Origin of the sequence: Bacillus sp. JJ1521, from assembly GCF_036965165.1 — a bacterium.
GTDB lineage: Bacteria > Bacillota > Bacilli > Bacillales > Bacillaceae_L > Ferdinandcohnia.
This window is the reverse complement of record NZ_JBALOX010000041.1, coordinates 6,705-21,266: the sequence shown is the minus strand read 5'-3', so window position 1 is coordinate 21,266 and position 14,562 is coordinate 6,705. Positions and strand designations below refer to the sequence as shown.

Genomic DNA, 14,562 nt, shown 5'->3' with positions numbered 1-14,562 from the left:
CCTTTGAAAATCTGTGGCATCCGCCGAAGGCTTTTAAACTTTATTCAGTCTTTTGCTGAATAAAGTTAAAAAAAGGACAAGGATATGATGTCCTTGTCAAAAGTTTGGCCTTCTAGTATGAAGGGGTTCTCACTAACATCATACGGTTTTGATGTTAAGAGAATATGTTTCCTTTGTAAACAATTTGTAAATTAAGACATTTTAGTCGATGACGATGATATTTCTTTTTTCAATCGAATTGTAAGTGTAGTTCCTTTCCCTACCTTACTATTTATTTGTACCGCCCCTTCATGAGCCTCAATAATATGCTTAACAATTGCGAGGCCTAAACCTGTCCCCCCGGAATTCCTGCTCCTTGCTCTATCCACACGATAAAACCTTTCAAAAATCCGAGACAGCTCGTTTTCTTCAATTCCCATTCCAGTATCAATAATTTGAATTTGAACATAGTCAATAAGATTTGTTGCTTTTACCGCCACTTTGGCCTTATTAGGAGAATACGACAAACTGTTATTTATGACATTGATAAAGACCTGTTTCAACCTGTCCATATCTCCGTCTATCACTGTTGTGTCATCATCTACTAAAAGCTCTAATTGAATGTCTTTTTCTTCTGCTCTCGATCTAAGCATTCGTAAACTATCTTCCAAAAGTTCTTTCACATTAACACGTGAAAGGTTAAGTGAAAAACCCTTATTCTCCATCTTTGATAAATCCAACAGATCTTGAATGAGGACTTGAAGACGATGACTTTCATTTAGAATAATTGTTAAAAATTCTTCTAAGACTTCCCTATCATTCATCGCACCATCTAATAAAGTCTCAGCAAACCCTTTAATGGATGTGATCGGAGTACGAAGCTCGTGGGAAACATTTGCTACAAAGTCCTTACGTATCTGTTCAAGCCTTTTCAAATCTGAAATATCGTGAAAGACTAGAACAACACCCCTCCATTCCACATTTGCTCCTAATATTGGTGTAGCATACACCTCAAAGTCCTTTTGTTCGTTTCCAATCATCAGGTGTATGGGTCTGCGTAACTTTCGCTCAGTCATAAAAATTTCTTCTACCAAATTAACAATTTCTTTTTGAGTAAAAGCTTCATAATATAGCTGACCCTTTAAGTCGTCTTGATCTATTTTGAATAATTCATTGATTGACCGATTGAAAATACTAATATATCCTTTGCTATCGATAAACAAAAGACCACTCCCCATATTTTCAATCAATGTATGTAATCGATCATGCTGCATTTCATAGGATTTGGTCATTTCTTCAATATTTCTTGCGACAATATTGATAGATTGCCCAAGTATCCCAGCAGCACTTATATAATCTTCATGTGTTCTTGCCCGATAATTTCCCTTTGCAAGTTCTTTTACTGCTTTTGTTGCAGCATCAATTGGTTTTGTGTAGGTGATTGTGATTCTTATAATAAGTGAAAGAATAATAACCAATGCGATTCCGAGACATACCGTAAGAGCAATCCAAACCTGTTGAACTGTTTTTTCTACAGATGTTCCATGCATTTCACTATTGGTGATAAGACTGCTAATAAATTGACCTAACATAAAACCCATACATATAAAAACAATAATGATTAAAAAGATAATCGCAAATAAGAGTCGCGAGTGAAATTTATTCATAGAGTTTTGGCTCCTCAAGCTTATAGCCTAATCCCCTTACTGTTTTTATCAAATTTGGTTTTTTTGAATCTTTCTCAACCTTTTCTCTTAAATGACTGATATGAACATCTACAATTCTTGTATCACCAGCAAAATCATAATTCCACACCGCACTTAATAGTTGATCTCGGGTTAGAACTCTTCCTTTGTTCTTTGCTAAATAAGCAAGAAGTTCAAATTCTTTTGGTGTAAGATCAAGTGCTTCTTCATTAAAATAAGCCTCGAAATTTTCAGGTAAAATCCGTAAAGGTCCTATCACAAATTGTTTGGATGTCGTAATTTCTTCTAAGTTGACTTCTTTTTTACTTGTTCTTCTAAGGATTGCCTTCAGACGTGCCACTACTTCTCTAGGGCTAAATGGTTTTGTCATATAGTCGTCCGCCCCGAGCTCTAGACCTAAAACCTTATCAAATTCGTCGTCCTTTGCGGTTAGCATTAGAATTGGAATTTCTACTTTATTTTGGCGAAGCTGTTTGCATACTTCAATCCCATCCAATTTTGGCAGCATTAAGTCAAGGACGATAATTTGTGGCATTTCAGCTAAGGCTTTCTCCAAGCCTTCTTCTCCGTCCATTGCAGTAATAACCTCGTAGCCTGCCTGTTGTAGGTTATACTGAAGTAATGTAATGATTGACTGTTCATCCTCTACAACCAGTACTTTATTCTTCATTGTCTTCCTCCATCAAAAAAAGATAAACCCCATCATTATTTTTCTCTATATAAAGTCATTATAGAATAACATTTTTGGACTTGCCACGAAAATAAAAAAAGAGAGGCTGGGCTCTCTAAAAATGGACGTTTAAAAAGGAGGATGAAGAGGACCGAGAATTTCAAGGCGGCGCAGTTTTGAGTAGCGGAACGTATGCAGTTAATACGTGAGCAACGGAGAAACAAGCCAACGAAGAAATTCGATGCGTCATATTCACCGCACTTTTTAAACATCTCCTAAAAATTTTCCAATATTTTACCTTCCATTGGAACCATTCGATGTGGAGGACAAACAAGTAATCTTCCTTCGATTGCCCTTGTTTCATCTTCATCCAATGCAGTAACTGTAATTTCAACAGTATGGTCATGAATATTAACTTTTGTAACCTCAAATAGAAATTGAACTGTTGCGTAATGGTACAAAGGCTGCAAAAATTCAATTTCTTGCTTAAGAATATGACTGCCGGGACCAGGTAAATACTTAGACACTGCCGCTGATATAATGCCTGTCAGCATAACTGTGGGAACAATCGGTTTCTTAAAAGGAGTTTGAGATGCATAATCATGTTGAATATATAGCGGATTTGCATCATTCGTCAAACCTAAGTATAAAAGTAAATCTTTATCTTCGATTTTCTCAGTAAGAGTTAATTTTTCACCGACATTCATTTCTTCAATCTTTCTTCCCAGTTTTCTCTTTTTACCTAATAACATGAAAACGGTCGCACCTCCATTAAAATGAAAACGATTACAAATATATGTATAAAAAATTCGGGGAGAATCCCGAATCTATTAGCTTTATTCATCAGAAGGCCGAATAAAGCCAGTATACGCCAATGTGTATTTGATTATAAAGTTTATGATTAGGCAAGGATATTCATGACATTTTTCACAGAATCCGCAGATTTTGCAAGTTCTGCTTTTTCCTGTTCTGTTAGTTCAAGCTCGATGATTTTTTCAATACCATTTGCACCTAGAATCGTTGGAACACCAAGGTAAATTCCGGAGAAGCCATATTCACCTTCCAGATATGCAATTGCGGGTAGGACACGACGTTGATCTTTTATGATAGCTTCAACCATTTCCACTAGGGAAGCTGCTGGTGCATAATATGCACTACCATTTCCTAACAGGTTGACAATTTCACCGCCACCCTTACGTGTACGTTCAACTATAGCGTCTAAGCGATCTTTTGGAATTAAAGTTTCGAGTGGAATGCCTCCTGCGTAGGAGTAACGAACAAGTGGCACCATGTCATCGCCATGACCACCTAGGACAAATCCAGTAATATCTTTTACTGATAAATTTAGTTCCTGGGCAATAAATGTACGGAATCTAGCAGAATCAAGTACGCCTGATTGGCCAATGACACGATTTTTCGGGAAACCAGATTCCTGAAACACTGTAAAAGTCATAGCGTCAACTGGATTAGTTAAAACAATGATATAGCTATTTGGAGAATGTTTTGCAATTTCCTGGGCAACACTTTTCATGATTTTTTGGTTTGTTTGAACAAGATCATCACGGCTCATACCAGGTTTGCGCGCAATTCCGGCTGTAATAACAACGACATCAGAATCAGCTGTATCTTCATAATTTGAAGTTCCGGTAATACTTGCATCAAACCCTTGAACAGGACTTGCTTCCAGCATATCAAGAGCTTTCCCTTTTGTTGGGTTCTCCATTTGTGGAATATCAACTAAAACGACGTCTCCTAATTCCTTTTGAGCAAGTAGAAAAGCTGTTGTTGCACCAGTAAATCCACTACCAATAACAGAGATTTTTTTGCGTTTGAATTGACTCATATTATATCCTCCCTATTCAAATGAAGTAACTACCCTTTTAAGGGTAGTTACTTATATCTATAATTAGCTTAAGTTTTTGATTAGTTCATCAGCAAACTCTGAACATTTTACTTCTGTTGCACCTTCCATTAGACGTGCGAAGTCATATGTTACAACTTTGGATTCAATCGTTTTTTCCATTGAATTCATGATTAAGTCTGCTGCTTCGTTCCAACCTAGGTGTTCAAGCATCAATACACCTGATAAAAGAACAGAGGATGGGTTAACTTTGTCTAAACCTGCATATTTAGGTGCAGTTCCGTGTGTAGCTTCGAAAATTGCATGTCCTGTTTCATAGTTAATGTTTGCTCCAGGTGCAATTCCGATTCCACCAACTTGTGCAGCTAACGCGTCAGAAATGTAGTCACCGTTTAAGTTCATTGTAGCAACAACATCAAATTCACGTGGACGAGTTAAGATTTGTTGTAAGAAGATATCAGCAATTGAATCTTTTACAATGATCTTACCAGCAGCTTCAGCATCAGCTTGAGCTTTATTAGCTGCATCTTTGCCTTCTTCTAGGGCGATGCGGTCATATTGGGCCCAAGTAAATACTTTATCTCCAAATTCTTGTTCAGCAAGTTCGTAACCCCAGTTTTTGAAAGCACCCTCAGTAAACTTCATGATGTTTCCTTTGTGAACCAGAGTTAAAGACTTACGACCTTGTTCAATTGCATAGTTAATAGCAGCACGTACAAGGCGTTTTGTTCCTTCTTCAGAAACTGGTTTGATACCAATTCCAGAAGTTTCTGGGAAGCGGATTTTATTAACACCAAGTTCATTTTGAAGGAAGTTAATAAGCTTTTGAACTCCTTCAGAACCTTGTGCATATTCAATACCTGCATAAATATCTTCAGTATTTTCACGGAAGATAACCATATCTGTATCTTCTGGACGTTTAACTGGTGAAGGTACACCTGTAAAATAACGTACTGGGCGAAGACAAGTAAATAGATCTAGTTCTTGACGTAATGCTACGTTTAAAGAACGGATACCACCACCAACCGGAGTAGTAAGAGGTCCTTTAATAGCAATTATGTAATCGCGGATAACATCTAATGTTTCTGCTGGTAACCATTCGCCAGTTTGATTAAAAGCTTTTTCCCCTGCTAATACTTCTTTCCAAACAATTGATTTTTCACCGTTATACGCTTTTTCAACAGCTGCTTCTAATACACGTGACGCTGCCGCCCAAATATCTGGACCAGTTCCGTCTCCTTCGATAAAAGGAATAATTGGGTTGTTTGGTACGTTTAGTACTCCATTTGATACTGTAATTTTTTCTCCTGCCACTAGTATAACCTCCTAAAATTCTTAAGAAGTACCTCACGAAAAATTTCAACGGAGATACTTCTCCATTCTAATTTATATTGTATAGATTTATTAACCTCTTTGTTCAATTGGAACGTATTTTTGCATTCCTGGACCAGTATATTCAGCACGTGGACGGATTAAACGGTTGTTATCATATTGCTCTAGAATATGAGCTAACCAACCAGAAACACGGCTTACTGCAAAGATAGGAGTAAATAAATCATGATCAATACCTAAGCTATGGTATACAGATGCTGAGTAGAAATCAACATTCGGTGGTAATGGTTTTTCACTTGTAACAACTTTTTCAATTTTCGTTGACATCTCATACCATTTTGATTCGCCGGTAATAGATGTTAATTTTTGAGACATTGCTTTCAAGTGTTTAGCGCGTGGGTCACCATTACGGTATACTCTGTGCCCAAATCCCATAATTTTTTCTTTATTTGCTAATTTTGTTTTTATATAATTTTCTACGTTATCAACTTCTCCGACTTCAGAGAGCATTTTCATTACTGCTTCGTTAGCACCACCGTGAAGAGGACCTTTTAATGCTCCAATTGCTGCAGTAACACCTGAATAAATATCAGATAGAGTTGCAACGCAAACACGTGCAGTGAAAGTCGAAGCATTCAGTTCGTGGTCAGCATGTAATACTAATGCTTTATTGAATGCTTCTACTGCAATCTCACTTGGCTCTTGGTCGCTTAGCATATACAAAAAGTTGGCTGCAAAACTTAGATCAGTACGTGGAGCAACTGGTTCTAAACCTTTACGAACACGAGAAAAAGCGGTAACAATTGTAGGTAATTTTGCTTGCAGACGAATTGCCTTACGATAATTTGCTTCTGGATCCATTACATCTGCTTCTTCATCATACAGCCCTAAAAGTGAAACGGCTGAACGAAGAGCTGCCATTGGATGAACCTTATCGATTGGATAAGTTTTGAAATGATTTAAAAGTTCTTGAGGTAGACCTGCATTATTAGCAAGTTGCTGTGTTAATTCAGCTAACTCCTCTTTATTTGGAAGTTTCCGATGCCATAAAAGGTAGATAACCTCTTCAAAACTAGCTTTTTCAGCTAAATCATCAATATCGAATCCTGCATACGTTAATGTGTCATCAATAATTGAACTGACTGAAGATGTTGTTGCTACAATTCCTTCAAGACCCTTTGTTGCTGTCATAAGACCCTCTCCTTTTTTCATATTCCCCTACCCCCTTTAAAGAGGTAAATTGAGCGCATGCTCAAATTTTGAGTATGCGTTAAGTACCTTTCATTTCGTGAAGTAAATGCTTTCATTTTTTCAAAAAACATTCGATGCCACAAATATCAAAATAATATTGCGACAATTTAAAAGAATTAGCAAGTAATATGTAGAAAAGTTGTAACTCTCGACTCTATTATAATAAAAAATCAGACTTTTGTGAATCAAAAGAGACTAATTTTCCTTACAAACTATTATTACACAAAAATATTTTTACTAAGATTTTTTTTACTAAGTAACAGAGCCGAATACTCTAATTAGCCATCTAACTAGAAATATCTAATTTTAAGGTATTTTGCAATTTGTTCACGAAATTTTTTCACTCGCTCATACGTATAATATCATATTTACAATTTTTTCTCTATAATTGGGAACTTTATTATTCATTTCTTCGTATTTCCTTTTAAAGTTTTATAAGAAATTGTAAAATACTATGTAAGAATTACCTAGGGAGGAAAAAGTTTGAACATTAATTATTTGTACGGTTTTCTTCGATTTCTGTTGGTTATTGCGTTAGTAATTATTGGTTTCGTTTTGTTTTATTTTCTATTTAAACTCACCTATCCGTTCATTTTTGCTTTATTACTAGCTTTCCTCATTAACCCTCTTGTCAATTTTTTAGAACGTAAAGGACGGATGCCACGGGGATTATCGGTATTTTTAGGGATCTTCATTGTGTTTGGGATTGTCACTGGTTTCCTTACATTATTAATTGCTGAAATTATTTCAGGAGCCAACTATTTGGCAAAAGAGGTACCACAGCACTTTGAAAAGTTGGTCATTTATTTTGAAGATTTAATAGTAGGTCAAATTATTCCTTTATATGAGAGAGTAATAAGTATGTTCGATAATTTGGAGCAGGGCCAACAACAAACCATAATGGATAATGTAAGTAATGTAGGCACAACCATTGCAACGAATGTCGGGGAGTTTGTAAAAGCATTCTTAGAAAACATTCCTAAATTTCTTGGTTGGTTACCGAATGCAGCGACTGTTATTGTATTTTCACTACTAGCCACTTTTTTCATTAGTAAGGATTGGAATAAATTCATCATTATGGGACGAAAATTTATCCCTGTTAAAGCTAGAACGAGCGGAAAATCAGTGTTTGTGGAATTAAAAAAAGCGTTATTTGGATTTATTAAAGCTCAGTTTACCCTGATTTCTATTACAGCAGGAATCGTGTTGGTTGGTTTATTAATTTTACGGGTTGATTACGCGATTACAATCGCATTATTAATTGGACTTGTTGATCTTCTCCCGTATTTAGGAACAGGACTTGTGTTTGTACCTTGGATCATATACTCCGCATTCAGTGGAGATATTCCACTAGCAATCGGCCTTGGTATTTTATATATTGTGGTGATTGTACAGCGTCAAGTTATGGAGCCAAAGGTAATCTCATCAAGTATTGGACTAGATCCTTTGGCAACCTTGATTTCCCTTTTTGTCGGGTTTCAATTATTCGGTTTCATCGGACTGATTATCGGACCTGTCATTTTAGTAATTATTAGGACCTTGTATACAACAGGTGTTTTTCGGGATGTATGGAGTTTTATTATCGGAAAGGAAGCATTATAGGATAAGTGCTAGGCGCTCAGCCTTAGGCGACAAGCATAAGACAAGCTCTGACAGAAGGTGCACTTTACCTTCCGAAGCGATTTAGTTAGACCAGACTGCCGATAGCGCCTGGAACTAGACATTAAAAAAGCCATTGCTGCTGCAATGGCTTTTTTCCTTTCACCAACGACGTATAACTGTAAAATTTCCTCTATCAATTCTTCGACTAATCCAGTTTGCTATAACTGGTTTAATATAATTTCGGGTTACGGGAAGGAGCAATAGGAATCCTGTCAGATCTGAAATGTAACCGGGAGTAAGAAGCAAAACAGCCCCGATTAGGATGCAAATTCCATCCATTATCGCTTCCCCTGGGACCTGACCATAATCCATCTGCTGCCTTGCACGTCTAATAATTTCTAGCCCCTGTTTCTTTGCAAGCCATGCACCAATTACTCCTGTAAGAAGGATTAAGAGTAATGTAATTGGAATTCCAAGTGTCTTTCCAGAAAAAATAAGAACACTAATTTCCAATGCTGGCACAATAATAATTAATGCTAATAAAACTCTCATAAGAGATCCTCCTCAAAAATGAAGGCTTTTCTTATATTATACGTTTCCTAGCTTAAAATGAGTAGTGAAAAGAAAAAAAGAGAAGGTTTCCCTTCTCTCACTTATAGGACATTCGCATGTCCTTCGTATATCACTCCACGAGCAGAATCTACAGTTATATCTTGTCCATCTTTTAATAGTGTTGTTGCATTTTCAACTCCGACAATAACAGGAATTCCGATGCTTAATCCTACAACGGCTGCATGGCTAGTTAGACCGCCTTCTTCCGTAATTAATGCAGAAGCTTGCTCTACGTATTTTACCATGTCACGGTCGGTTGCAGGTGTTACAAGGATTGCTCCATCGAACATTTTCGCTTCTGCTTCTTCACTATTATGAGCCACTACTACTTTTCCAAAAGCTGATTTTCTACCGATTCCTTGTCCATTTGTAATTGTGTTACCAACAACATGAATCTTCATAATATTAGTTGTTCCACGTTCTCCAACTGGAACACCTGCTGTAATAACTACTAAATCACCAGGTTTGATAATTCCAGTACCTAATGCTACATCAACGGAGTTATCAAGCATTTCATCTGTAGATGTTGCCACGTTTCCTGTTTGAGCGTATACACCCCAAACAAGTGAAAGCTTTCTAGTTGTTGATTCATTTGCTGTTACTGCAATGATCGGTGCCTTTGGACGGTATTTTGAAATCATTCTTGCAGTATGTCCACTTTCAGTTGGTGTAACAATTGCAGAAGCATCTAGATTAAGTGCAGTATGAGCAACCGATTGACCAATTGCATCTGTAATCGTAGTGCCAGAGATTTTGCTGCGTTGAGATAAAATTTCACGATGAACTAATGCATCCTCAGCGCGAGAAGCAATATTATGCATCGTTTGAACTGCCTCAACAGGATATGTTCCAGCCGCTGTTTCGCCAGATAACATAATGGCATCTGTACCGTCAAAAATTGCATTCGCAACGTCACTAGCTTCTGCACGAGTTGGTCTAGGATTACGTTGCATGGAGTCTAACATTTGAGTTGCCGTAATAACTGGTTTACCTGCCGCATTACATTTCTTAATTAAATCTTTTTGAACAAGTGGTACTTCTTCGGCAGGAATCTCAACACCTAAGTCTCCACGAGCTACCATTAGTCCATCTGAGACTTCAAGGATTTCATCGATATTATCGACGCCCTCTTGGTTCTCAATTTTTGGAATGATATGAATTGCTTTCCCATTATTTTCTTCAAGCAATTCTCTAATTTCTAATACGTCAGAAGCACGACGAACAAAGGATGCTGCGATATAATCGACATCTTGTTGAATACCGAAAACAATGTCCTTTGCATCTTTTTCAGTCATACCTGGTAGGTTCACACTAACACCTGGAACATTACAACCTTTTTTATTTTTTAATGTTCCACTATTTAATATTTTTGTGAGAATTTCACGTTTCTGTTGATTAATTTCTAATACCTCTAACCCGATTAATCCATCATCTAATAGAATTTTGGAGCCCGGATGAACATCATCAATCAGGCCTGGATATGTAACCGAGAACTTTTCCGGCGTTCCAATTACTTCTTCCATCGAAATAATCACTTTTGAACCTTCAACTAATTCAATTGCACCATTTTCCATATTATTTGTACGAATTTCTGGTCCTTTAGTATCTAATAAAATCGCGATATTTTTACCAGTGATTTTAGAAGCTTCACGGATATTTTTAATACGTGCACCATGTTCATCAAAGTCACCGTGTGAAAAGTTCAATCTTGCAACATTCATTCCAGCATTTGCTAAAGCAACAAGTTTTTCGATACTTTCACTTGCCGGTCCTATCGTACATACTATTTTTGTTTTTCTCATTATATTTCCTCCTAAATCAAATGCGCCTTGGCTTATTTGTGCCCGATTTTTTTCGAGCAAGCTCGAAAATTTTCCATTGAAAATCTGGCATCCGCCGGGGGCTTTAACTTTATTCAGCTTTTTGCTGAATAAAGTTAATCGCTTTTCAATCAAAGCGATTATCAACACTTCCACAGTGAATTATACCGAAGTATTAACTAAATTGATAGTTCTTGCGCCAGGTTATACATTTTTTCGTCAATTGTATGTTTACGATCCAAGATTTCCATAATATCGTGGTCTACTAATTGGTTCTGTTGGATGCCGACCGCTCTTCCACCTTTTCCTTCAAGTAAAAGCTCAACAGCTTTTGCTCCAAGACGGCTAGCTAATACTCGGTCTGTTGCAGTTGGAGTACCACCACGTTGAATATGTCCAAGCACACTCACTCTAGTTTCAAAATTTGTCGCTTCTTGAATCTTCTTCCCGATTTCTACGCCACTTCCTACACCTTCAGCTACGACAATAATACTATGTTTCTTACCACGGTCATGGCCACGGTTAAGCTTGGCGCAAACCTCATTCATATCATGATCTGCTTCTGGAATTAAGATAGTCTCAGCACCGCCAGCTAATCCGGCCCATAATGCAAGGTCACCTGCGTGTCTACCCATTACTTCAATTACATATGTGCGTTCATGAGAAGTTGCAGTATCTCTAATTTTATCGATTGCATCAATTACTGTATTTAGTGCGGTATCAAAACCGATTGTAAAATCAGTACCAGGGATGTCGTTATCGATCGTACCTGGCACACCAACGCAAGGGAAACCAAGTTCCGTGAGTTTTTGAGCACCACGGTATGAACCGTCGCCACCTATCACAACTAAGCCTTCGATCCCTAATTTTTTTAGTTGTTCAATTCCTTGTTTACGGCCTTCTTCTGTCTTGAATTCATTACAGCGTGCTGTATAAAGCATTGTACCACCACGATGAATAATATCTCCAACAGATCCAATTTCTAATTTCTTGATTTGCCCACTTATAAGCCCAGCATATCCCTGATAAACTCCATATACTTCTACGTCATGATAAATCGCTTTACGTACAACAGCACGAATTGCAGCGTTCATTCCAGGAGAATCCCCACCACTTGTTAAAACACCTATTCTTTTCATTTTTCCACCTCTATGATAATAATCAAATGCGCCTTGGCGTATTTGCGCCGATTTTTTTCGAGCATGCTCGAAAAATTTCCTTTAAAAAATCGTGGCATCCGCCAGGAGCTTTAACTTTATTTAGCCTTCTGCTGAATAAAGTTAAATAATCATGAATTAGTTTAATCATTTGTTTATACTATTCTTTCGCAATATGTATAAAATAACACTAATATATAAGTAAAACAACCAAGATATCTTAAAAAAATGTGAAATGTGTGTCGAATAATCAAGAATTAGAAATATAAGGAATCTTGCGCGGAGGACGTTTCGAAAATAAGGAACGCTTAAATGTATATTTTACCCAAATATTGATTGATGAACAAAGTAAAACGTGCTCTAAACACTAGTTAGATGCACGTCCACTCTTTTACTGTACTCCGATAAACTCTTCTTCAGCTATTTTATATTGACCTATCTGTTTATATTTTTGATAGCGTTGCTGAATTAATTCATCATTGTTTAATTCACGCAATTTTTTTAATGATTTTAATAGAACTGTATCAATGGAAGCTGCTTGTTCGGCAACATCCTTATGAGCACCGCCTCTAACTTCAGGGATGATTTCATCTACAATTCCTAGTTCTTTTAAGTCTGGTGCCGTGATTTTCATGGACTCTGCGGCTTTTTTCGCAAGTCCTGCATCTTTCCATAGTAAAGCTGCTGCACCTTCAGGTGAAATAACAGAGTACGTAGAGTTTTCAAGCATATGGATATAATTTCCTATACCCAAAGCAAGAGCTCCACCACTTCCACCTTCTCCAATAACGATACAAATAACAGGAACGGTTAATCCTGCCATTTCAAAAAGGTTTTTTGCAATAGCCTCACTTTGTCCACGTTCTTCTGCTGCTTTACCTGGATATGCACCCTTTGTATCAATAAAGCAAATAATAGGTCGGTTAAATTTTTCTGCCTGCTTCATTAAGCGAAGTGCCTTACGATATCCTTCAGGATGTGGCATCCCAAAGTTTCTTCTAATATTCTCTTTCGTATCCTTGCCACGTTGGTGACCTATGACGGTTACAGGTAATCCATGATATTTAGCAATACCACCAACAATGGCAGCATCGTCACCGTAAAAGCGATCCCCATGACACTCAAAAAAGTTTGTAAAAATACGTTCAATATAATCAAGGGTTGTTGGTCTCTCTTGATGACGAGCAATTTGCACACGGTCCCATGGTTTCAAATGACTATAGATGTCAGTCTCTAGTTTTTGAAGTCTTGATTCGAGCTTGGAAATTTCATCTGAGAGGTCAACATTCGAGTCACTCGTAAATTCTTTTAGCTCAGCAATCTTTTTTTTCAATTCCACGACAGGTTTCTCAAATTCTAGTTCGCCTACCAATTAACCGCACCCCCGTTCATATGAATGTCTACTATGTTTGCTAAAGTATCCTTTAAATCATGACGATGGATAACAGCATCCAATTGACCATGTTTTAATAGAAATTCGGCAGTTTGGAAATCTTCAGGAAGATCTTCGCGAATCGTTTGCTCAATTATTCTTCTACCTGCAAACCCAATTAATGCACCAGGTTCTGCAAAATTAAAGTCTCCTAAGGATGCAAAGCTTGCAGATACACCACCTGTAGTAGGATGTGTCATAATCGAAACAATCAGTCCGCCTTGATCACTAAATAGCTTTAATGCTGAACTTGTTTTTGCCATTTGCATTAGGCTAAGCACACCTTCTTGCATTCTTGCTCCGCCAGATGCTGTGAAAATGATGAATGGAACTTTTTCTTCCATCGCCTTTTCAATTGCTCTTGTAATTTTTTCACCGACAACCGAACCCATACTTCCCATTCGGAAGCTTGAATCCATTATTGCTAAAATAACCCGATTACCTTCAATCGTACCTTCGCCTGTTACAACGGCTTCATTAATACCTGTTTTATCTTGGTCCTTCTTGAGCTTTTCAAGATAATCCGGGAATCCAAGCGGATTTTCAGACACCATGCCATGATCGAACTCAACGAAAGATCCTTCATCAAGTAAACTCTCGAGTCTTTCATAAGCAGTCATTTGATAATGATAGCCACAGTTCATACAAACCTTATCGTTTTTCATTAATTCCTTTGTATACATGATTTTTTTACAGTTTGGACATTTGCTCATAATTCCCTCTGGAACATCCTGTCTTGCCTGCTCAGAAGGGATTGATGCATATTTTTTCTNNTCCTCACACATTTCAATAGAAATGTCCTTTTCGACTTAGTTTAAATTTATTTAATTATCTGCGCTTTTCAAGACAAAAAGTCGTGTAACGAAAAAAAGGAAAATCACTATCTTCCTTCGTTGCCAAAAAAGCATGTACTTATACTTTACTGAATGTCCTCTTTATTTTTTGTTGGAATATGTCAATAAAAACAAGACAAATTTCTACAAAGTGATTTTTTTATAGGCAGATAAAGCTTTTGCGACATCTCTTTTACTAAGTGCGTCAACTAACTCATCAAAACCTTCTTTATTTATTCCAAGTGCCTGTTCCTCATTAATAAACTTCACATATTCATTAATAACGATCCAGATTCGCAGTAAAAGT

Annotated in this window: 12 protein-coding genes; 1 reads left to right on the top strand and 11 read right to left on the bottom strand. The window is 37.1% G+C overall.

All coding sequences use genetic code 11. The features are described 5' to 3' along the window. Positions 1 to 191: 191 nt before the first annotated feature. From pnpS to citZ, 6 genes are all read right to left on the bottom strand, one after another. Positions 192 to 1,646: a two-component system histidine kinase PnpS gene (pnpS, locus tag V7147_RS07360; protein ID WP_335367202.1), complete on the bottom strand. Its 1,455-nt coding sequence runs from the start codon at positions 1,644 to 1,646 to the stop codon at positions 192 to 194. Further along, on the bottom strand, positions 1,639 to 2,355 hold the full coding sequence (locus tag V7147_RS07355) for a response regulator transcription factor (RefSeq protein ID WP_335367201.1): 717 nt from the start codon (positions 2,353 to 2,355) through the stop codon (positions 1,639 to 1,641). Before V7147_RS07355 ends, pnpS begins: the two co-directional genes overlap by 8 nt. A gap of 275 nt (positions 2,356 to 2,630) precedes the next feature. Further along, complete coding sequence (locus V7147_RS07350) at positions 2,631 to 3,107, bottom strand: MaoC/PaaZ C-terminal domain-containing protein (protein WP_335367200.1); 477 nt, start codon at positions 3,105 to 3,107, stop codon at positions 2,631 to 2,633. Positions 3,108 to 3,256: 149 nt separating this feature from the next. Continuing rightward, positions 3,257 to 4,198: a malate dehydrogenase gene (gene mdh / locus V7147_RS07345; RefSeq protein WP_335367199.1), complete on the bottom strand. Its 942-nt coding sequence runs from the start codon at positions 4,196 to 4,198 to the stop codon at positions 3,257 to 3,259. 63 nt (positions 4,199 to 4,261) lie between these two features. Beyond that, a complete protein-coding gene (icd, locus tag V7147_RS07340; RefSeq protein ID WP_335367206.1) occupies positions 4,262 to 5,536 on the bottom strand; it encodes an NADP-dependent isocitrate dehydrogenase in 1,275 nt (424 codons plus the stop codon). 84 nt (positions 5,537 to 5,620) lie between these two features. Next, positions 5,621 to 6,739 (bottom strand): citrate synthase, encoded by a 1,119-nt coding sequence (gene citZ, locus V7147_RS07335; RefSeq protein WP_335367205.1) that lies wholly within the window; start codon positions 6,737 to 6,739, stop codon positions 5,621 to 5,623. A gap of 543 nt (positions 6,740 to 7,282) precedes the next feature. On the opposite strand from citZ, the gene ytvI reads away from it, so the two are divergent. Beyond that, on the top strand, positions 7,283 to 8,401 hold the full coding sequence (gene ytvI, locus V7147_RS07330; RefSeq protein WP_335367198.1) for a sporulation integral membrane protein YtvI: 1,119 nt from the start codon (positions 7,283 to 7,285) through the stop codon (positions 8,399 to 8,401). 159 nt (positions 8,402 to 8,560) lie between these two features. On the opposite strand, the gene V7147_RS07325 is transcribed toward ytvI, so the two are convergent. The 5 genes from V7147_RS07325 to accD all read right to left on the bottom strand — a co-directional run bounded on the left by V7147_RS07325 (position 8,561) and on the right by accD (position 14,207). Next, positions 8,561 to 8,953: an FxsA family protein gene (locus tag V7147_RS07325; protein ID WP_335367197.1), complete on the bottom strand. Its 393-nt coding sequence runs from the start codon at positions 8,951 to 8,953 to the stop codon at positions 8,561 to 8,563. A 101-nt stretch (positions 8,954 to 9,054) separates the two neighbouring features. After that, the gene (pyk, locus tag V7147_RS07320) at positions 9,055 to 10,815 is read right to left on the bottom strand and encodes a pyruvate kinase (protein WP_335367196.1); all 1,761 of its coding nucleotides are present in this window, start codon (positions 10,813 to 10,815) and stop codon (positions 9,055 to 9,057) included. Between the two features lie 197 nt (positions 10,816 to 11,012). After that, complete coding sequence (gene pfkA, locus V7147_RS07315) at positions 11,013 to 11,972, bottom strand: 6-phosphofructokinase (protein WP_335367195.1); 960 nt, start codon at positions 11,970 to 11,972, stop codon at positions 11,013 to 11,015. Positions 11,973 to 12,381: 409 nt separating this feature from the next. Then, a complete protein-coding gene (accA, locus tag V7147_RS07310; RefSeq protein ID WP_335367194.1) occupies positions 12,382 to 13,362 on the bottom strand; it encodes an acetyl-CoA carboxylase carboxyl transferase subunit alpha in 981 nt (326 codons plus the stop codon). Beyond that, positions 13,356 to 14,207 carry an acetyl-CoA carboxylase, carboxyltransferase subunit beta gene (gene accD / locus V7147_RS07305; protein WP_335367193.1) on the bottom strand — a complete coding sequence of 284 codons (852 nt, stop codon included), beginning with the start codon at positions 14,205 to 14,207 and terminating at the stop codon, positions 13,356 to 13,358. The genes accA and accD overlap by 7 nt, the downstream gene beginning before the upstream one ends. Between the last annotated feature and the right edge of the window lie 355 nt (positions 14,208 to 14,562).

What these genes read in the sequence shown, in the direction of transcription:
- pfkA (WP_335367195.1), bottom strand. Translation starts at nt 11,972, where the DNA reads ATGAAAAGAATAGGTGTTTTAACAAGTGGTGGGGATTCTCCTGGAATG.
- pyk (WP_335367196.1), bottom strand. Translation starts at nt 10,815, where the DNA reads ATGAGAAAAACAAAAATAGTATGTACGATAGGACCGGCAAGTGAAAGT.
- V7147_RS07325 (WP_335367197.1), bottom strand. Translation starts at nt 8,953, where the DNA reads ATGAGAGTTTTATTAGCATTAATTATTATTGTGCCAGCATTGGAAATT.
- citZ (WP_335367205.1), bottom strand. Translation starts at nt 6,739, where the DNA reads ATGACAGCAACAAAGGGTCTTGAAGGAATTGTAGCAACAACATCTTCA.
- V7147_RS07350 (WP_335367200.1), bottom strand. Translation starts at nt 3,107, where the DNA reads ATGTTATTAGGTAAAAAGAGAAAACTGGGAAGAAAGATTGAAGAAATG.
- V7147_RS07355 (WP_335367201.1), bottom strand. Translation starts at nt 2,355, where the DNA reads ATGAAGAATAAAGTACTGGTTGTAGAGGATGAACAGTCAATCATTACA.
- mdh (WP_335367199.1), bottom strand. Translation starts at nt 4,198, where the DNA reads ATGAGTCAATTCAAACGCAAAAAAATCTCTGTTATTGGTAGTGGATTT.
- pnpS (WP_335367202.1), bottom strand. Translation starts at nt 1,646, where the DNA reads ATGAATAAATTTCACTCGCGACTCTTATTTGCGATTATCTTTTTAATC.